Raw genomic sequence first — 20212 nt, forward strand, 5'->3', positions numbered from 1 at the left:
TCACATTGAGGCAGAAGAGTTTCTACTAAGCGGTCACTCTCAAGAACCCGCCTTGCCCAAAGAATTTCATCCTCCGTATACATTAAAAGCGACCAGATGCTTCTTGAAAATCGCTTCGAAGCGGTCGGCGTCCTTGTCCTGCTTTGCCCTCCGGCATTCCCGGACGATGCTTTGCAGGATGAAAAGATCGGTATTCACATCGCGGCTACGCCCATTGTCCTTTTCCCTGATCCATGAAAGATTCTCATCCGAACGGATGGCCATCGCACGCGCGGAATCCAGCGCCTTTTCATTTTCTCCCACATCAAACAACACCCCGATAAAACCCGCGGAAATCTGATCGTACGGAATGGTGTCGTCGGGCATGACGGCCATCCCCTTGTCCACAACCTTCCGGGCCTTGTCGATCCTGTTCTCGGCAATGAGCTGCTGTGCGAGCCGCAGGAACGAAAGCCTCGCCGTAATCACCGGCGCCCCCCGGTAGGTATCATCGTAGTACACTTCGGGATTGTCCGTTTCCCGCCATTGCATATTGTTCATCATGTTGTTGTACATGATGTCGGAATTGACGTAACCGTCCGACGCTCCCGGCACTCGCACGGGCAGCAAGCGGTAGGCATAGCCTTCGAGCTGAAGGTATTTCTGCAATCCAAGGTTATGCGACGAACCCATGGTCGACGAGAAATACACCGGTCGTTTCCAGTTATTGCTCGAAATAATATCCAGCATCACCAGATCGCCTTTCAGCAAGTCGGTTTCGCCGATTTTCCAGCTCATAGAGTCACTCAGATACGGCACCAGCTCACTTTTGACAATATTCATTTTCTTCACCTCCTTCGTATCCACGGGCAGAAACAGCGTCGCCGATGGCAGGATCGAAGTCATATCACCGCTGGTGAGCGGTACCTGGATCGCCTTGTTGTCCTGGCGGATCAGGTCGAGGTATTCTTTCAGGTTAATACCCTCTTTCACAGAAGGTATCTCGTAGAAGGGCAGATATTCATTTTTACCCAACTGATAGTTCCCCGAATCCAGCGAAAGCGGCAATGCATCCGACTGGTTGATCTTCCGTTTCAGTTGCTCGATGTACCAGTCAGCGCCCAGGAACGTCTGCACGCACACACGCACATCGGTCCTGAAACCCTCCACTTCCTGCACGTACCACAATGGAAAGGTATCATTATCCCCACCGGTAAACAGGATCGCATTCGGTGCGCAGGAGTTGAGCAGGTTACGGGCAAAATCTACGGAATGGTACCGGTCGGCCCTGTCGTGATTATCCCAGCCACGCGCCACCATGATTGCCGGAACGGAAAAACACACAAGCCCCGCGATTCCGGCACGCAATGCTGGTTTTTGAATAAGCTTTTCCAGAAACTTCGCCGCGGCCATCACGCCGAAGCCAATCCACATGCAGAAAACATAGAACGACCCCACGTAAATGTAATCGCGCTCGCGCGGCTCGGTCGGCGGAGAGTTGAGATAGATCACGAGCGCTACGCCTGTGAGAATGAACAGAAATCCCAGCACCAGCAGGTCTTTACGCCGGTGATAGTACATGTACATAATACCTGCGATCCCCAGCAGGAACGGCAGCATGAGAAAGTTGTTATGCCCGCGGTTGTGCCCAATGCTTTTCGGGAACGAATGGCTGGTTTGCCAGGGCATCAGAATACCTGCCCCTTCCCTGTCGCTTTCGCGCCCGACGAAATTCCACAGAAAATACCGCCAGTACATGTGGCCAAGCTGATGCGAAAACAGGTAGGACAGGTTGTGCCGCATGGTAGGCTTCTGCCCCTCTGCCACGCCGGTCATTTGCTGGTACAACTGCGGATGCCCCGGATTGGAACTGTACATCCTTGGCAAGAGCATTTTGCTGCCCGGCTCATATTCATATACCGGCTTGTAGTCGATCAATACATATTTACCATCTTTTTTGGCGTAAACAGGCGCCCCGCGCTTCTGGCTGACGGGCCTCGAAACAAACGAAGGCCCGTACAGCAGCGGGCGGCTCTCGTACTGTTCCCTTTTGAGGTAGTACACAAACCGGAGGACATCGCTGGGATTGTTCTCATTGATGGGCGTGTTGTAGCCCGACCGCACCAATACCAGCGAGTAGGAGGCATAACCTATGAGGATAAACGCAAGCGAAAGCAGTCCCGTATTCAACAATGCGCGGTGGGTGCGGTGCGAAAAACGTATCCCCCAAACAAGCCCGCCCAAAAAGAGGATCGTGAAAAATGCAATGCCCGTGTTGTAAGGCAGGCCCAGCGAGTTGACGAAGAAAATCTCGAATTTCCCGGCAAGCTCGGGCAGCCCCGGAATAATACCGGCATTGATGATGCCCAGAATCAAAAGACCGGATAGAAATGCGATTGACGCACCCAAAAAGCGGGGTTTCGGGTATTTCTTGAAATAATACACCAATGCCAACGCCGGTATGGTCACGAGGTTCAGCAAATGAACACCGATAGAAAGCCCCACCAGGTAAGCGGTGAGGATCAACCAGCGGTTTGCCGCTGCGGGGTCGTCGATGGATTCCCATTTAAACACGGCCCAGATCACAATGGCGGTAAAAAACGACGACAAGCCGTAAACCTCAGCTTCCACGGCCGAGAACCAGAACGAATCCGACCACGCATAGGCGAGCGCGCCCACCACCGCTGCGCCCGTCACGAGCAAGACGTCTGCGGTGTTACCATCCTCTGGCTTCTTCCCTACCAGTTTCCAAGCAATCAAACTGATCGTTTTGAAGAGAAAAAAAATGGTAAACGCGCTGCTCAGCACGGAAACCATATTGACCCAGTAAGCCACTTTCATGACGTCGCCGAGGGCCAGCAAGGCAAACAGCCGTCCGATCAATAAGAAAAGCGGTGCGCCGGGTGGATGTGGTACCTGCAATTTGAATGCGCAGGCGATGAACTCGCCGCAGTCCCAGAAGCTGGCGGTCCGCTCCATGGTGAGGACGTAGGTGATCAGGCTGACAGCCAACACGGCCCACCCCGCCAGATCGTTCCATTTTTTTAAGGAAATCATGTTTGAAGGTGTTTTGGATGAAGGACCAAAACTATTCAACACGATACACGGGCGTTGCGCCGCCGCTCTTAAAAAAAGTTAACAAAAGTAGCTGATAATGAAGCTTTAACTTTATTTAACAGGACACGAACCTGAGCAGCCAGCCTTCGTCAGAAAAGCAGGGAAATGCAATAAATAAGTGAGCTCCAGAGTAGCGAACCCGCGGTAATGGTAATGATAACACCACACAGAAACGGCAATTCAGCTGATTTTGAAAGTTTTACCGATCTTTCCATTCTAAATAACAACTTTTTATGATAGAGGTCTAAGCCCTGCGACATGCCTGTTGCAGTTCCATCAGTAAAAGTAAATATTCAAAATGAAATGGTAAGTAGTCTGACTTTAATTGTAGTTTACTAATATATCGACGGCATTTAGTAGCACTTCTACGCACATATAGTACAATTTCAATCAGCGATTTACTCAGCTGAATCCGGTCTTGCGTCGCTTGTATATTTCGACCTTCTTAAACAGCTCCAGAATGTTCGTCACTTCCAGTTTTTCGAAGATCCTCGCCTTGTAAGTCGACACCGTGCTTTCTTTAATATTGAGATCGATCGCAATGTCTTTCGTCCACTTGCCGGTGAGCAGCATGTCCATGATTTCCAGCTCACGGTTCGAGAGGATTTCCAATGGACTTTCCTTGCTCTCGCGTTCGAGAAGCGTGTTATTGACGAGCTGGTCCTGGATTACATTGCTGATATAGGTCCCACCCGCGAGCACCGAAGTGATCGCCTTTTCCAGTTCTTCGTTCGAGGTATCTTTGGGCAAATAGCCGTTTGCGCCGGCCTTAACATAGTGAATCGCGTACAATTCTTCATCCTGCGAGGAGAATATCAGGATCTTTACCTTGTTCTGAATGTCGCGGATCCTGCCGATCATATTAAAAGCTTCCCCACCCGGAATTTTGATATCCAGGATAACAAGATCAAAGAATCTGGATTGGAGAAGTTTGAGTGTTTCACTAAAAGTAGCTGCCTCGATAACCGTTACCGAGGGTAAAAAATCTTCAATCAGCATTTTAACGCCCATTCGCACAATGGAATGGTCTTCTACCAGCAAAACTGTTTTCATTCAATAATACCTTTACTTCAAATCAGTTTTAAAAGTAGTTTAATATAAATGAAATTTTGTGTAGAAAATTGACTACACTTAAATTATTTTGAAAAAATAATGTGAACGGAAGTCCCGATGGGCTGGTTGGGCTTCACGTGCAGGCGCGCGCGGATGAGCGTACTGATTTCTTTGACGATCAATAGCCCCATTCCGAAGTTCTGGGATGCATTTTCGTTGGCAGGAAGCTGCTTGGCCTCGCTGTTGATCCAGTCGCTCACGGTACTCTCCATACCCGGTCCGGTATCGTTCACGATCAGGTGCAGCTCTTCCCGGAAATCCTGATAGGTAACGCTGATCGTGCCGCCGTTGGTTGCCTTGTTCGCATTGTCGATCAGGTTATGCAGGATAATGCTCACCAGCTGCGCGTTGTTCTTGATGATCACCCCCGGCGTGACCCCATTCACAAAGCGGTTGGCATTCACCTCCGCATCCTGCGTAAAAATCGCGAACTTTTGCTCAACCATTTCATTCACATCGAGGTACGTGAAATGAACATTGGTATTCTTGTAACGGAACTCGGTGTATTCCAGCAGGTTTTTCATGAAGTGATACAGCCGGTAGCTCGACTGGCTGATCGCCCGCACCGTCGACAGATCGGGATGGTTCCGTGCGAGGCGGCCCGTGGTCGTCATCAGAAAGCGCAGCGGGCTCTTGATGTCGTGCGAAATACTCGCAATCAGATGTTTCTGATGCGTATGCTCTCTTTCCAGCTTCCTCCGGGAATCTTCCAGGTACTCCAGGCTTGATCGCAGCTCAACCGTTTTGGAATCGAGGTCGTTGATCGTATCGTAGAATGAACTGAAAAAGAAGTAGTTGATCAACACGATCAGTGTAAAATTCTGGAACAGTTGTATGGCAATCGTGATCCGCCCGGAACCTTGCGGCCCCCATGAAATGTAACCCGCCAGATGGTGCCCCAGCAGCACATACGCAATGAACGGCACCACAGCCAGTGATGAATAAATAACGCCCCAGCGGTTACCCAGTCCGTAGAAGGCAGCCACCGTGACCACCACGAGGTATTGCAAAGTCACCAGGTCGAAGCCTTTCTGAAAGTAATACAGGTTGGTCCAGATAATGGCCATGAAGATCAGCATAGCTGAGTGGGCCGCTTTACGCCACTGAAACCCGTTCGCTACGGCGATATAATAAATCACAACAATACCCAGCAAAACAGCGGCCCGTATCGCTTGCAAACGGTAATGCTCCAACTGGTAGAAAATCAGCAGCAGCGTTGTGGTAAGAATTTTCAGATTAAGTGCGTAAGAAAGTACTTTGATGCGCGCCCGGTTAAGGATACTCGTTTCACCTACTAACTGTTTTCGGACAGGCCATTCCAGAATCGATCGGATCATGTATTCACGTTTTCTAAACCGCCGTTCGTCTTCGGGGTCGGACGATGCGATAAGATCCAAATCTACCTAAAATACGCAACAGATGGTGTAGAGAAATTGCCACAAGCAAAACAATGGCAATCTACAATGGCTTTTTGAGGCCGATGCTACATTTGTAAAATCCTGCAAATGAATGATTGCGGAGCCGTGTGCAGGATCCCTGGACTTGAACGTATGAAGTACGTTAATAAACGTTGAGTATAACTTACACCTTCCGGTTCTGCCGAGAAGGTGTTTTGTTTATCAATGCTTTTAATGGGAAATCTGGTTGGCCGCTGGCCTGAATGATGATGAAAAAGAGGAACGTGGTAAATAACGACTTGTGGGTTGTGTGGACCTGGTATTACTTACCCGGTTTGTCCTGCGTTTGCTTCTTGGATTTCTTCACTTCACCTGGCGTAAACTCCCCGTTAATCCACCTTACAAAATTCTTGGATTGTACCTGATAGACCTGGGCTGACAGAGGTTTCAAATCCGATTTTTCGATTTCGAGAAGATAATCAGCCAGAAGCCTGTTGATCTCTTCCAAATATTTGCTTTGCGTCTTCATGAGAGGATTTTTGTGTTTTTACAAATAAAGAATTATTCTGATACTCAATCAAGTGCGTGATTTTCGTATCACTGTGCAAACATAACCCTTTCCCATTATTCCGTTTTCGCTTTTGGGGTGAGAACGCTGAATTCTAGGGTGTAACGAGCCCTCGATGGGGGGAGGAAATCGCCCTATCAAATCCCTTCAGTGGCCACTAAATTTTTACTACAAAGCACTACCCAAGGCACGCTACCGGAAACTTATAGCATTTACGATACCGGCTTGTAGCTGAGTTCAAGCACAAAAAAATGACCCTCCGGAGAGCGGCTCGAATGCCGTCGACGAAGGGTCATGAAGGTATCAGTTTTACTCTGAAATGTCGCCGGAATGCGTCTGCGAACATCCCATGAAATCCATATGGCCCATGATCGGCGCGCCCGGAGGCATGTCCAGCACCGAGCCGGGTTCGAACTTGATCGGGTTCTTGCCAAACTCGTCGATCTGCGCCAATGCGAACAGCATATTCGCCTTCTGTTTGGGCGCAGCAGCGGCAAGCTGACCTTTCAGCCAGTCGCTCAGCTCCCCTACTTTCAGCAACGCCTCGCCACGCACATTTTCGGGTGCTTTGGAATCCGCTGCGAGCATCAGCAGGTATTTCAGTGAAAGGTTATTGACCAGTGTTTGCAATTCGCCCTTATAGCCGTCCAGCGGGGATGATTTCCAGGTTTTCTCAAAGAGCCTGTCGATCACCGGCATCAGTCCGGGCTGCTTCGCATCGCGTGCATTGTACTCGATCAGGCGTGCTGCGCGCTCGGGATTGAGCAAGTAGGAAAGCGTAGTACCGGCCGCGGTTTCGGCTGCCGCGATAGGATCGAATGTCGGGCCGGTGTGCCCGGTGAAAGTTTCCAGGCTGGCCGGATAGCCGCTCGGTCGGGGCGGAATTTTGCTGATCAGCGCCTCCGGCAATGCCAGCGCCTCCGGGGTAATTGTACCCAGCAGCGATTCCAGGGCACGCCATTGTTCCTTCGGTTCCACCATGCGCGTCGTCACCTGGCCATCGTTTTTCACCGCATGGGTAAAATACAGACCGCCTACCGACTTCGCCACGGCTTCTACCTGGTAACGGTGCAGGAGATAAATCGGCACGAGCACTTCCTCGATGGTCGCCATCGGCTCGCCTTTTTGAATAGCCTTTTCAGAGAAATTGTCGAGCACCTTTCTGCGGACCTTCATGATGTTCGTCATCTGGTCGATCGGGTTCGCACCATCGTCCCACTGGTGCGACGTAGGATGTGCATTGCCGCCAATGTCTGGAATGTACAAGAAGCCCTGTTTCAGCGTCTCCTGCATGATTTTTTCAAGCCCGGCTTCTTCGTCGGCCCCTTTCGGAAACTCGGTGTAACCCCACATCACGGCGCGCTTGTCCCAGGCGCCAATGCCTTTCGCATACGAGTCCGAGATATCGACCGTACCATCCGCTTTCAGGGAAAATCTCGGAAACGGATAATCCATGACGGAGCCGCGGTCTTTCGGGCTGGCGGCAAAATTGTGGTTGAAACCGAGCGTATGCCCTATTTCGTGCGCGGAAAGCTGCCTCACGCGCGCCAGAGCAAGTTCCTGCATGGCGTTGGTGGTTTTCTTGCCATCCTCGTAAGGTTGCAAAAGTCCCTCGGCGATGAGGTAATCCTGACGGTGACGATCCGAGCCGAGTGTCACCACGCCTTTGATGATTTCACCTGTCCGGGGGTCGATATACGAAGCGCCGGACGAGAACCCGCGCGGCGAACCGGTGCGGTTGATCCAGTTCACCACATTATACCGGATGTCCATCGGGTCGGCGCCCACCGGCAATTCTTTCACCTGAAATGCATTTTTGAAACCCGCCGCTTCGAATGCCTCGTTCCAATATGCCCCGCCTTCTATCAATGCAGTTTTCACCGGCTCCGGTGCGCCGCGGTCAATGTAATACACAATGGGTTCTACCGCTTCGCTCGGCGCATTACCGGGGGTTTTCTTTTCCAAGCGGTGCCTGCGAATGAACCGTTTCACGATAGGCTCGGTCATCGGCGCCGAAAAATCCATGTAGCTGAACATCCCGAATGCGGAGCGCGGATCGAAACGCCGGGGTTTGTAATTGCCATCGGGCAGCTCCACGAAAGACTGGTGCATATTGATCGTCACGGCGGTCGGGTCCGGCGCAAGGCTGCTGCCCCCTCCGCCAAAACGGTTCACATTCGGCGAGCCGCCCGTAAAAGTGACCATCGCTTCGAACTCGGTGTTTTTAGGAAAGTTCTTGGTGTTTTCGAGGTACACTACCGACCGGGATTCGTCGAGCCGGTAAGTACCGCCTCCGCCGCTTGGCTGCGCTACGCTCACGGGCCCGCTCACACGCCGCACACCCAGGCGCGCAGCGATGTTCTGGCTATCGCGGATAATGAACGGCGTAAGGTCCACCAGTACCTTTTCTCCTTCCACGGCTACCGGCGCAAAACCCCAGATCACCGATTTGGCAAATGCGTTCTCCACGGCTTTTTGCTCGTCGGCATTCTGCGTAATGGCCCGGTAGTTAGTTACCGGCTCCACCAGCAATACCTTCGGCCCGACTTTAACGAATTTAGCCAGTGCCGACGACGCCTGCCCGCGCTCGGGGCCGCCATTCCCTACCCCCTCCGAAAGCGAGGCGAAATAGAGGAACTCCTTGTCGAGCTTGTCCACTTCGAGCAGCACTTTCCCGGTTTTTTCATCATAATAAAAATTAAAAAAGCCTTCATACTTCTTCATGCCCTGGGTGGCAGATGCGATGCTCGTGGCGGGGGCGGCCGTTCGCTGACCGGGTGATCCGCCTTGATTTTGTGCAAAACCGAGGGTACCGGCTGCCATTAATACAGCCAATGCATAGAATCTCAACTTCATAGGAATCGGGTTATGGATGAATGATTTAAATACTATTTCACCTGCTCCGCTTGAAGCAGGAACACTTCCGACCGGTAGTCGCCCGTCTTGTTCAGCATCAGTTTACCCCTGATCTTCACCGGCTTGTCGGTATAGCCGAGTCCTTTCACCATTTTGACCTCTACCATCGACGGAATATCCCCCTGCCCGCAATAAGGGCATTGGTCCATAGGCACCACGGCGAGCATAAACTCATTGTGGTTCAGGTCGGCATTGATCGGGATCATATAGCCGGGCAGTTCGACGGCCTTGTTCTGCAATGCTTCCAGCCGGGCCGGAAACGCAGGGACCATCTTAAAGTCGGCGTTCTTCTTGTAGGTACGTTGTGCGATGAGCTTCCACGTGTCGTTCATCAGCGGGATATGCGCCGGCGGCTGGGCCACACCGGCGTATCCCGACAGCAATAAAATCAACAACAGCCATTTTTTTGTAAAAATCATTTCAAATTTTCGACATGGTTTCAGAAATATCGGTCCGGTAGGCTTGTATGGCCGGCAACAATGCCGCCACTAGCCCGATGAGCAGGCCCGCGGCCAGCAGCCAGGCTTCTTCCGGTAAAAAATAGAGTCCGTCCATCCGTGCCTGCGGCGAGCCTTGCCAATGGCCTATCGCATGCAATGCAACGTGCCCCAACAATATCCCGGCAAGAGAGCCCAAAGTGGTCAGCAACGTCCCTTCGAGCATGATCATAGCAAAAATCGCCTCTCGTGACGCCCCCATTACCCGCATGACCGCGAGGTCATACACACGCTCGCGCAGGGAGTTGTAAAGGCTCACAAAAACGCTTACGCCCGCCAGCAGCATTAGTGCGACCGCGAACCAGCGTACCGCGTCCACACCAACGCCGATCAAGGCAAACAGCCTCGCACTTTCCTTTGCCGGGGAGGCCGCCTGCATGGCCGTCGAGCGGTTGATCATCGCCGGCAACGCCACCATCGCCATTCTCGACCGGTATTGCAGGAGCATGGACGTAATCTCGCGCGCCCCGTCCGTCCCGTGCATTTCCCAGACGCTTTCGAGACTGGTAAGCACCAGATTGTCCGCAATATTCCCCTTCTTTTTCAATACCCCTGTGATCACATAAGGATGGTCGTCGTGCAGATCCTCGTCCGACGTCAGCCCGTGCGACCCGTAAATGCGGTCGCCGGCTTTCAGTCCTTGAGCCCGGGCTACTTCGGCCCCGATGACGATTTCAAACGGTTTTACCCAGAAATGCCCTGCTTCCAGTTCCAGGCCATACAGGCTCACATAACCTGTATCGGTCCCCACAATGCGAAACCCGGCGTAGTTGTCGCCCAATGCCAGCGGTACTGCCTTTTTCACCATCGGATGAGCGGAGAGCGAATGCGCGTCTTCTTCGCTGATATTGCCGGTGGGGAAATCGATCAAGTAAATGCTGCTTAATATCAACTGTAACGGACTACCCTTCGCCCCTACCACGAGATCCACACCCCGCGCATTGTCGCGCAGCCGCTCGCCCACCTGGTTCATGCCCAGTAAAAGCATCGCCAGCATGCCCGTACCAAATGCGATCAGCAGCAGGTTCAATACGAGCGTCAGCCGATTGGCTTTAAGATTTTTCCAACTGATCTGAAATGCGTTCATGGTGGAGTTCAAACATAAAATCCCTGAAAAAAGCCTCCTTAACCCGGTCGTCGTGCGTGGAAATAATGAGTGTGGAACCTTGCGAAGCGGCCAGGTCCGACAGCAGGCGAATCACAGCATCGGCATTGCGATTGTCCAGACTGCTCGTAGGTTCATCCGCGAGCAGCAATGCCGGCCGGTTCACGAGCGCCCGCGCGATGCCCACGCGTTGCGCCTGCCCCTGGCTGAGCTCCTGCGGGTAGGCTCGCCGCTTGTGGTCCATATCCAACGCATTCAGCACCTCCCTGATTCTCACAACGTCCTTCCCGATTCCCGCGAAACTTTGCGCGAGAAGCAAATTCTCCTCCACTGTCATGCTGCGGATCAAATGCGGCTGCTGGAAAACGATCCCGATATGCCGCCCTCGAAAGCGATCGAGCGTCCGCGAGGGCAGTGCGTACAAATCGGTTCCATTCACCGTCACGCGTCCCGATGCGGGCCGCAACAATCCGCCGAGCAGATGCAGCAAAGTCGTTTTTCCGCTACCAGATTCGCCCAGCAATAGCCATTGCTCGCCGCGAGCGACTTTCCAGTCGGGGAAGCGGAGCGTGGTACCGTTCGCGAAGGTTTTGGTCAAAAGGGATGTTTGCAGCATTGGGCAGTTTAGTCAGGTGTTGTCATTAGTAGTCAGGAATGGTCAGATGTGGTCTAGTATGGTCAGGCCCTATCCGGCTTGGCTGTTAGGCGCTAGTCAACAGGAAATGTATTTTAAATGATCAATCAAAACACAAGCCGCGGCTCCGGAGGAGCACTCTGTTTATAGAAACTGCATTGCAAATCAATCGCCAGGCTCCGTAGGTGCCTCCTTGGCACAGGCGGTGCGTCATCAGGCGACTCCTGACGGAGTCTGGCGCTTTGGCATTAAATCTCTTGCTACAAACAGGAAGCCACTCCGTGGCTGGCTTTGGCCTATCGACTAACGTCGATCGCTTCCGGCAATACCGAAACCTATTTCCCCGTCCCACCCGCTTCCCGCACCGTCGGATATTTGATCCCGAGCTGTTCGAGGTAGGTGGCGTATTTCGTCGGATCGTAATAGTACTTCTTCATTTCCGGACGAAATTCGGACATGATCTTTTCGTTGAGATGGATCGCCGGCTTGTCGGTGTCGGAAATGAGGGCTTTGTATTTCACGTCTTTGGTCTGGACATTATTGAAATAATCCCAGGCATAGCGCAGCACTTCGGGCTTCACGAGCAGGTCCAGCAAGGTCATTGCCTCCACTTTGGCCCCTGCGGTAACGCCCTTGTGAGCGATGGGCGTGGCCATGGCGATTGCATTGGCCCAATGGTGGCCCGGCAGACCCGGAATGTTGGCCGGGTAGCGCAATACGACCGTCGGCAGGTTCCAGGAAATGTCGGCAATATCGTCCGAGCCACCGCCACCCGTGTTGGGTGTAGCCGATGGTTTGGAGAGCTGGCTCAATGTAGTAGCCAGGCCATTGGTTTCCAGCGCGCCGCCTTCCGGGTTTTGCATTTCCTTTTGGGCCGCTTTGGCGAGGATCTGGTCGTCTTCCGACCATTTCGGCAAGCCTACCCGCTTGATATTCTCATACATTGTTTCGGCTATGGCCTGATTAAAATGCCCCGGCCAGGCACTCCCGAGCACTTCATAGGTCATTTTGGTCTCGGTCATCTGCGCAGCGCCTTCGGCAATGCGGATACCGTCTTTGAACATCTGCGTAATCTTCGGGTAGGTCCGCTCCCGGAAATAGTACCACACCGACGCCTTGGAAGGCACCACATTCGGCTGGTCGCCGCCGTCTTTGATCACGTAATGCGACCGTTGCGTGGTTTCCATATGCTCGCGGTGAAAGTTCCAACCGATATTCATCAGCTCCACCGCGTCGAGCGCGCTCTTCCCGCGCCAGGGTGCCGCACCCGCATGGGAGGCTTGTCCTTCGAAGTTAAACTGCACCGACACCATCCCGTTGTTCCCGCCGTCGCCATACGAAACCGAGAGGTTATTGGCCACGTGGGTGAAAATGCAGGCATCCACACCTTTGAAAAAGCCATCACGAACATAATATGCCTTGGTACCGAGCTGCTCTTCGGCCACACCCGGCCAGAGCATGATGGTACCCGGTATTTTCTCGCGCTCCATGATCTTCTTCAATGCCAGCACCGCGGTAATATTGAGCGGCTGCCCTGAATTGTGCCCTTCGCCGTGGCCCGGCGCGCCTTCAATAATCGGGTCGTGGTAAGCGACACCGGGCTTCTGAGAAGCCTTTGGAATACAATCAATATCACTGCCGACGGCGATCACCGGCTTGCCCGATCCCCATTTGGCCGTCCAGGCCGTAGGAATGCCCGCAATACCCTGCTCGATGGTGAAGCCGTTTTTCTTCAGAATATCCGTCAGGTATTTCGAAGTTTCGAACTCCTGGAAACCCAGCTCACCAAAGCTGAACACCATATCGATCATCTCCTGGGTGAACTTCGCCTGGCTGTCGATCTCCCTGGCCATCTCCGTTTTCAGCGCGTCTATTTTGGCGGGGTGCATTTTTACCTGCGCCCTCGTTTCCGCCGGTAAAGCCAGCATCGCACATGCCGCACAGCCCAATCCCCAATGCCGCATTCTCCGGAACAAACCATTTGTTTTTAAAAGCATATCTGGAAGCGTTTGAGTATTAACCTATTTACCTGTACCTGAATTACTTTCCCCGCGAATCGTCGGATATTTAATACCTAACTGTTCGAGGTAGGTGGGATATTTGGCAGGGTCGTAATAATATTTCTTCATCTCCGGCCGGAACTCCTCCATGATCTTCTTGTTCAGGTGCACAGCCGGTTTGTCGGTCTTCGAAATCAGGGCCGTGTACTTCGTATCCTTGGTTTGTACCTCATTGAAATACTTCCAGGCATTCGCCAGGATTTCGGGCTTTACAAAAAGGTCGAGCAAAGTCATGGCCTCCGCCTTGGCGCCTGCGGTAACTCCTTTGTGCGCGATAGGCGTTGCCATGGCGATGGCATTGGCCCAATGGTGTCCGGGCAAACCCGGAATGTTGGCCGGGTAACCAAGGACAATTGTCGGCAAATTCCAGGAAATATCAGCAATATCATCCGACCCTCCCCCGCCCGACGACGCGGTCGCCATCGGCTTCCTCAACTGGCTGAGCGAAGTGCTCAACCCATCGTTCGCCCGCTCGCCACCGAAGCCGACAGCAGGGCTCCCCACCTCTTTTTGCAATGCGCGGGCCAGTTTCTGGTCCTCCTCGCTCCATTGCGGCAGGCCCACACCTTTAATGTTTTCGTACATCGCCTCTGCGATCGGCTGGTTCATATGCCCCGGCCAGGCGCTGCCCAGCACTTCGTAGGTCATTTTGGTTTCGGTCATTTTCGCTGCCGCCTCGGCAATGCGAATGCCGTCTTTGTACATCTGCGTGATCTTCGGATAGCTGCGCTCACGGAAATAGTACCATACCGATGCTTTGGACGGCACCACATTGGGCTGGTCGCCGCCGTCGGTGATCACATAATGCGAGCGCTGGGTGGTTTCCATGTGCTCCCGATGGTAGTTCCAGCCGATATTCATCAGTTCCACCGCATCCAATGCGCTCTTCCCGCGCCAGGGTGCGCCACCTGCGTGCGAGGCCTGACCTTCGAAATCGAAGCGGACGGAAATCATCCCATTGCCGCCCCCATCACCATAGGAAGTACCGAGGTTACTGCTTACGTGCGTGAAAATACACGCGTCGACGTCTTTGAAATAACCATCTCTGACAAAGTAGGCTTTGGTAGCCAATTGCTCCTCCGCCACACCCGGCCAGAGCATAATGGTACCGGGGATTTTCTCACGTTCCATGATCTTTTTCAATGCCAGTACCGCTGTCACATTCAGGGGCTGACCCGAGTTGTGCCCCTCACCATGCCCCGGAGCACCTTCAATGATCGGGTCATGGTAAGCCACGCCGGGTTTCTGCGATGCTTTGGGAATACAATCAATATCACTGCCTACCGCGATCACCGGTTTCCCCGATCCCCATTTGGCCGTCCAGGCAGTAGGAATGCCCGAAATGCCCTGCTCGATCGTAAATCCGTTCTTTTGGAGAATATCTGTCAGGTATTTCGAAGTTTCGGTTTCCTGAAAACCCAGCTCACCAAAGCTGAAAATCATGTCGACCATTTCCTGCGTGAACTTCTTCTGGCCATCGATGTCTTTGGCGAGCTCGGTTTTTAGTGCGTCGATTTTGGCAGGGGTAAGTTTTACCTGGGCATTTGCCAGGGCAGGGAGCAATGCTAACGCTGCCAGGCATTTGGTTATGTATCTATATGTCTTCATTGCGTGTTACGTTTTTGCACCGTGCTTCGACCGCTGCGGCGGACCGCTGCGCTCAGCGTGACAAAAAGCATTGTCACCCTGAGCGGAGTCGAAGGGCATGTCTGACGACACTATCACAGTACTAGATTAATTTATTGGTTGACAATTCCGCATTCGGGATCGGGAAGATGTACTCCGGCTGCGAGGGAGCTATGGACGGAGCCGAAAGTCCGCCGCTGCCTTTCGCGGGAATGGTGAGCAGGTTGCGCAGCAAGTCGTTCGAGCGCAAGCCTTCGCCCAGGAACTCGATGCGGCGTTCGGTCCAGATCGTTTTCACCAATGCGTCGGCGGTGGCGATATCTGCTGCCGGAAATACATAGGCAGCATCCGAACGCGTACGTACCGCTTTCAGCAGCTCTGCCGATTTGGCCAGGTCCCCTGTTTTGGCAAGCGCCTCGGCATAGTTCAGCAACACTTCCGAATAGCGAAGCAGCGGCACATAATCAGTCGTCGGGTTGGTCTGGTTGTATTTTTTCAAATACGTCAGTCCGCCCGCTACCCGCGTAAATGCGGACTTGCGCACGTCGGTAGCCGGCCAGGTCGGTTCACCCAGAATGCCCGTCGGGTTCAGGTTGTATTCCAAATTGAGGTTATACTCGTAGGCAAGCGAATTCTGGCCGCTTACCAGGTTGAGGGCGGTCATCGGCATTGAAAAAATCGACTCGGCAGTGGTATAATCCGTAAAAAACACCGTGGTAATGTTCGCTTGCAACTGGTGTTTCACCCCGGCCGGTGCACTGAATGGCGCAGCATCCGATACGATCTTCTTCGCTTCCGTAACCGTTTTGGCGTAATCGCCCATGGTTAGGTAGACCCTCGTTTTCAGGGCAACAGCGGTATTTTTGTGCGCACGGGTGGTATTCAGAAGCGCCGTCGAATAGTTGGCGGGCAAGCTGGCCTCCGCATCATCGAGGTCTTTGAGGATTTGGCCGTACACTTCGGCCACCGTGCTGCGCGCGAGATCATTGTTGGCCGGTGTACTCTCGCCCTGCAAGCGTAGCGGAATACCCGGCGAGGCACCTTTGTCCTTCACATAAGGCTGCGCATAGCGGGTAATCAATCCAAAATAGCAGAATGCCCGCACAAACTTCGCTTCGGCTATGTATTGCGCAGCCGTAGCCGCATCCACCACATCGGGATGTTTCGGAAGGCCGTCGATCAGCAGATTGGCCGAGTTAATGGCGGTGTAGGACGTGCCCCATGCAGAAGAAGCATCATTCGAACCGGAAGTAACGGTATGGCTCCACGCATCATAACCCGTAAAGACGTTCTGCGTACGGTTGATAAACTCCTCCCCGCGAATGTCCGCCAGCATCAGGTAACGGCCGCCATACAGGCCACCAATTTTCATCGCACCATACAAGCCATTCACCTGCCCCAGCACGCGGGCGGGCGTGTCGAAAATGTAGGCATCCTGCAAGGCAATGTTCGGTACCGGGTTCAACAGTTCCTTTTCATCGCATGAGGTCATCAGGGCCGCCAGTGGCAATGCCATGCAGGCCAGCCGGAACAGCAGCGTATTCACAGGCTTCATAGGAGTGTTTTTGAGGATATTTTTCATAATCAGAAACCGAGGTTTAAACCAAATGTGAATGTGCGGCCCTGTGGAATGGAGTTTTTCTCCACACCCGGGGTCGTGTTGGAATTACCATTGACCGAAATCTCGGGATCGGTTCCGGTGTATTTCGTAAGGATGAATGCATTGAAAACCTGCGCATACAACCGCACCGAGCTCAGACCCAGCCTGCTCAGCACCGGCCCCGGCACGCGGTAACCCAGCGAAACCGACTGCAACCGGAGGAAGTCGCCCTTCTCGGCATTTTCCGAGATCGGCCACGACGAGCCGTTCGAAAGCAAATCGCCGTACACGACGCGCGGGATGTTGGTCACCTGCCCCGGCGTAGTCCAGCGGTCGAGCACCTCGGTGGTGTTATTCCAGAAGCGCTGGTCGCGCCAGGTTCCTTTGGTACCATTCATCACGAGGTTACCACCGGAATAGGTGAAGTTCACGCCCAAGTCCCACTGCCCATATTTGACATTATTGATAAAACCACCATAATAGGTCGGCAGTGCATTACCGAGCAAGTAGTAATCGTCCACCGCAATGGCAGGTGCGGGAGAGCCGTCCAGATAAGTCCAGCGGCTGCCCCCCGCAGGTACCACGTGGCTGTACTGCACACGTTCGCCCGCCTTGTTGATGAAGACGCGCTGACCGTTTTCAGGATTCACACCGTCCGTTTTCGCCCCGTACAAGCTCCCTACCGAATAGCCCACGCGGGTAATGTTGGTCGCCTCCGCTGCCGTGGAAGTGGTTCCCACCAGCTCGGTACCCTGCCCGTACAGCTCGGTGACCTTGTTTTTATTATGGGTAAAATTGAGACTCGCATTCCAGCTCAGCTTGCCTTTACGGATAATGTTGGCATTCAGGCCCAGCTCGATACCGTGGTTGTACATCGCGCCGATGTTCATGAATATCGCATCGCCCGGGATACCCTTGGAAGGCGACTGCGGCACGTTGAGGATCAACCCGTTGACACTATTGGCATAATAAGTCGCTTCGAGGGTAATACGGTCGCTCAGGAAGCTCACGTCGGCCCCTACGTTGGTCTGGTTGCTCGTTTCCCAGCCCAGATCGGGGTTACCGCCCTGGCTGAAATTCCACGTAGGCACGGCGGCATACAGGTTCGACTCGTACAATGCGAGCGAGCCGTATGCGCTCACGCCCGAGTTACCCACGCGTCCCCAGCTGGCGCGCAGTTTCACGCTGCTCACGATATCGGCCAGTTTGGACTGTTTGTAAAAATCCTCTTCCGAAATGCTCCATCCCGCCGATACACCGCCGAAATTCCCGTATTTCTTGCCGCTACCCAGCGCCGAGTTACCGTCGCGGCGGTAGTTCAGCGTGAAAAAGTATTTCTTGCTAAAATCATAGGTAAACCGGGAAAATACCGAAACCAATGCACTCTCCGTCAACACATTCGCAGTCGGCGAGATTTGTCCGTAACTACCCTGAAACTCGTCGAAGAACGGGTCCGAGAGCTGCGTGCGCGTCGCGCCCCAGCTCGATGTACCGAATTTCTGCACATCATAACCGGCCAGTAGTGAAATGTTGTGATTGGTCGCAATCGTGGTCTGGTAGTTCAATGTATTCGTCCAGTTCCAGTTGCTGATCAGCCTGCTGCTATTGGTCGCGCTGCCGTTGGAAGAGTTTCCGGGGCCATGTACCGGGCTGTTGAAACTCACATTCTCGACTTTCAGACGGTCCATGGCGTAGCTCATTTTGTATTGCAAGCCTTTGAAAATCTTGACAGTAGCGCCGAAATTGGCAATAATGCGATCGTTTTCGGAGGTGTATTTATTCAAATCCAGCAATGGAACCGGGTTGTAAAAGTTACTCGCCACCTTGTTGTTGCCCATGCCCAGCGTGTTGGAAGCGCTGAGGTTGTAAGAGCCGTCGGGATTTACCGCGTACACGTTCGGGGCCGAAAGCCAGGCCAGACGGGCGGAACCTACCAATCCAAATGCATTACCGCTCAGCGAACCGGTGTTCGGCGATGCGTTCAGGCTTGTATTATAGTTGATATTTCCGGAAAATGACAACCACGAATTGAGCTTGTGATCGATATTGAAACGGGCCGCTTTCCGTGTAAACTGATTGGTTTTCAGGATACCTTTCTGATTGCTGTAATTCGTGGAAAAGTAATACTTCGTCGATTCCGAGCCGCCGGAAACACTAATGCTGTGGTTTTGCGAAACGCCGGTCTGGTACACTTTGTCGTACCAGTTGGTATTCACAATGGAGCCGTCCTCCTGGATAATCGGAAAGAAAAGCGCCGAAGCCACGGCGTCGTTGTTCGCATTGCCGCCCAGGATCTTGGCATTCATCACACCTTCGTTTTTAATATCCATAAACTGCTGCGCATTCAGCATCGTAGGCAGCCGGGTAGCTTTGGTCATCCCCGTCCAGCCTTCGTAGGTCACTTTCGCCTTCCCGGTTTTGCCGCTTTTCGTCGTGATCAGGAGCACACCCGCAGCCGCACGTGAACCGTAAATGGAAGTGGAGGCAGCGTCTTTCAGCACGTCGATGGATTCAATATCAGCCGGATTAATATCCCCCAGCGGGTTATTCGCTACCGTGGAGTTAGCCGAAACGTCACCGGTGTTAATAGGAATACCATCTACCACGATCAACGGAAACGAGCTGAGCGAAATGGAGTTAATGCCTCGTATCCGGATCACCGGCGGGTTGTTCAGCACGCCGTTCGGCTGACCGATACTCACGCCCGTAGCGCGTCCGGCCAGTCCCTGGTCGAAGCTTTGCACCGGCATATCCTTCAATTTATCCCCCGAAACCCGCGCCGCCGAACCGGTAAATTCCTCCTTGGATTGCGTACCATACCCGACAACCATGAGCTCATTCAATTGCTTGGTACTGCTCGCCAGCTTAATATTGATCGCCGACTGGCCACCTACGGCCATTTCCTGCGCCACGTAACCCACGTACGAGAACACGAGCACCGGTGCACCGGAATCGGAGACCTTGATGATATACTTGCCATTCATATCGGTAATCGTACCGGTGGACGTTCCTTTCACCAACACCGCCACACCCGGCAATGCCTCGCCATTGTCGTTGTCGGTAACCACACCCGATATTTCGCGGTCGGCAGGGCGCACAAGCGACGCCAGCAGGATTTCCGTTTTCTGGATCTGGCCGGTTGTCTTCGCGTCTTTTTCCACGATCACCACCGTGCCCCTTTGCTCGCGGTAATCGAGGCGTGTAGGGCCGAGGAGTTCGTCGAGCACCTCGTCCACCGGCTTTCGGCTCACGGCGATATTGACGCGGTACGGCGCCACGAGTTCTTCATTATACACAAACTTGAAGCCGGTCTTTTTCTTGATCAGATTGAATGCCTCTTTCAGGCTCCGGTCGCGGAGTGTGAGGTCGATCGTCACTTCCTGAAGACTTTGCCTGGCATCCACTCCCGCCCGCACGGTGGGCAGTGTTACCAGCAGCACGAAAAGTAAGAAGAACGTGGTCAGGCGTGTCCATTTGTGCATGGACAGTAAACTTCTGGTACAATTTTTCATACCTTTGAATGAGTTGGGGTTAATCGTGAAACATTAATTCCAGCTTCCGGATAGCAAGATCAGTCAGTGATTGGCGTTACGTTCTGAT

Annotated in this window: 12 protein-coding genes; all 12 read right to left on the bottom strand. The window is 53.1% G+C overall.

Annotation, left to right across the window (positions count from 1 at the left end; all coding sequences use genetic code 11):
• Nucleotides 1–66: 66 nt before the first annotated feature.
• Complete coding sequence (locus CLV60_RS16060) at nt 67–3036, bottom strand: glycosyltransferase family 117 protein (protein ID WP_106596390.1); 2970 nt, start codon at nt 3034–3036, stop codon at nt 67–69.
• A 462-nt stretch (nt 3037–3498) separates the two neighbouring features.
• The gene (locus CLV60_RS16065) at nt 3499–4149 is read right to left on the bottom strand and encodes a response regulator transcription factor (RefSeq protein ID WP_106596391.1); all 651 of its coding nucleotides are present in this window, start codon (nt 4147–4149) and stop codon (nt 3499–3501) included.
• Nucleotides 4150–4232: 83 nt separating this feature from the next.
• Nucleotides 4233–5546: a sensor histidine kinase gene (locus CLV60_RS16070; RefSeq protein ID WP_106596392.1), complete on the bottom strand. Its 1314-nt coding sequence runs from the start codon at nt 5544–5546 to the stop codon at nt 4233–4235.
• Nucleotides 5547–5928: 382 nt separating this feature from the next.
• On the bottom strand, nt 5929–6135 hold the full coding sequence (locus tag CLV60_RS16075; RefSeq protein ID WP_106596393.1) for a hypothetical protein: 207 nt from the start codon (nt 6133–6135) through the stop codon (nt 5929–5931).
• Nucleotides 6136–6483: 348 nt separating this feature from the next.
• A complete protein-coding gene (locus CLV60_RS16080) occupies nt 6484–9030 on the bottom strand; it encodes a zinc-dependent metalloprotease (RefSeq protein WP_106596394.1) in 2547 nt (848 codons plus the stop codon).
• A gap of 32 nt (nt 9031–9062) precedes the next feature.
• Nucleotides 9063–9509 carry a hypothetical protein gene (locus tag CLV60_RS16085; RefSeq protein WP_106596395.1) on the bottom strand — a complete coding sequence of 149 codons (447 nt, stop codon included), beginning with the start codon at nt 9507–9509 and terminating at the stop codon, nt 9063–9065.
• Nucleotide 9510: 1 nt separating this feature from the next.
• Nucleotides 9511–10674, bottom strand: coding sequence for an ABC transporter permease (locus tag CLV60_RS16090; RefSeq protein ID WP_170118788.1), 1164 nt, complete (start codon nt 10672–10674; stop codon nt 9511–9513).
• A complete protein-coding gene (locus tag CLV60_RS16095) occupies nt 10640–11308 on the bottom strand; it encodes an ABC transporter ATP-binding protein (protein WP_106596396.1) in 669 nt (222 codons plus the stop codon). Before CLV60_RS16095 ends, CLV60_RS16090 begins: the two co-directional genes overlap by 35 nt.
• A 353-nt stretch (nt 11309–11661) precedes the next feature.
• Nucleotides 11662–13254, bottom strand: coding sequence for an amidohydrolase (locus CLV60_RS16105; protein WP_106596551.1), 1593 nt, complete (start codon nt 13252–13254; stop codon nt 11662–11664).
• Between the two features lie 93 nt (nt 13255–13347).
• Nucleotides 13348–14994: an amidohydrolase gene (locus CLV60_RS16110; RefSeq protein ID WP_106596397.1), complete on the bottom strand. Its 1647-nt coding sequence runs from the start codon at nt 14992–14994 to the stop codon at nt 13348–13350.
• A gap of 121 nt (nt 14995–15115) precedes the next feature.
• Nucleotides 15116–16594 carry a RagB/SusD family nutrient uptake outer membrane protein gene (locus CLV60_RS16115; protein ID WP_106596398.1) on the bottom strand — a complete coding sequence of 493 codons (1479 nt, stop codon included), beginning with the start codon at nt 16592–16594 and terminating at the stop codon, nt 15116–15118.
• A 2-nt stretch (nt 16595–16596) separates the two neighbouring features.
• Nucleotides 16597–20124 carry a SusC/RagA family TonB-linked outer membrane protein gene (locus CLV60_RS16120; protein ID WP_106596399.1) on the bottom strand — a complete coding sequence of 1176 codons (3528 nt, stop codon included), beginning with the start codon at nt 20122–20124 and terminating at the stop codon, nt 16597–16599.
• Nucleotides 20125–20212: the final 88 nt, after the last annotated feature.

The sequence above is a fragment of the Dyadobacter jiangsuensis genome, from assembly GCF_003014695.1.
In the GTDB taxonomy this organism is placed as follows: domain Bacteria; phylum Bacteroidota; class Bacteroidia; order Cytophagales; family Spirosomataceae; genus Dyadobacter; species Dyadobacter jiangsuensis.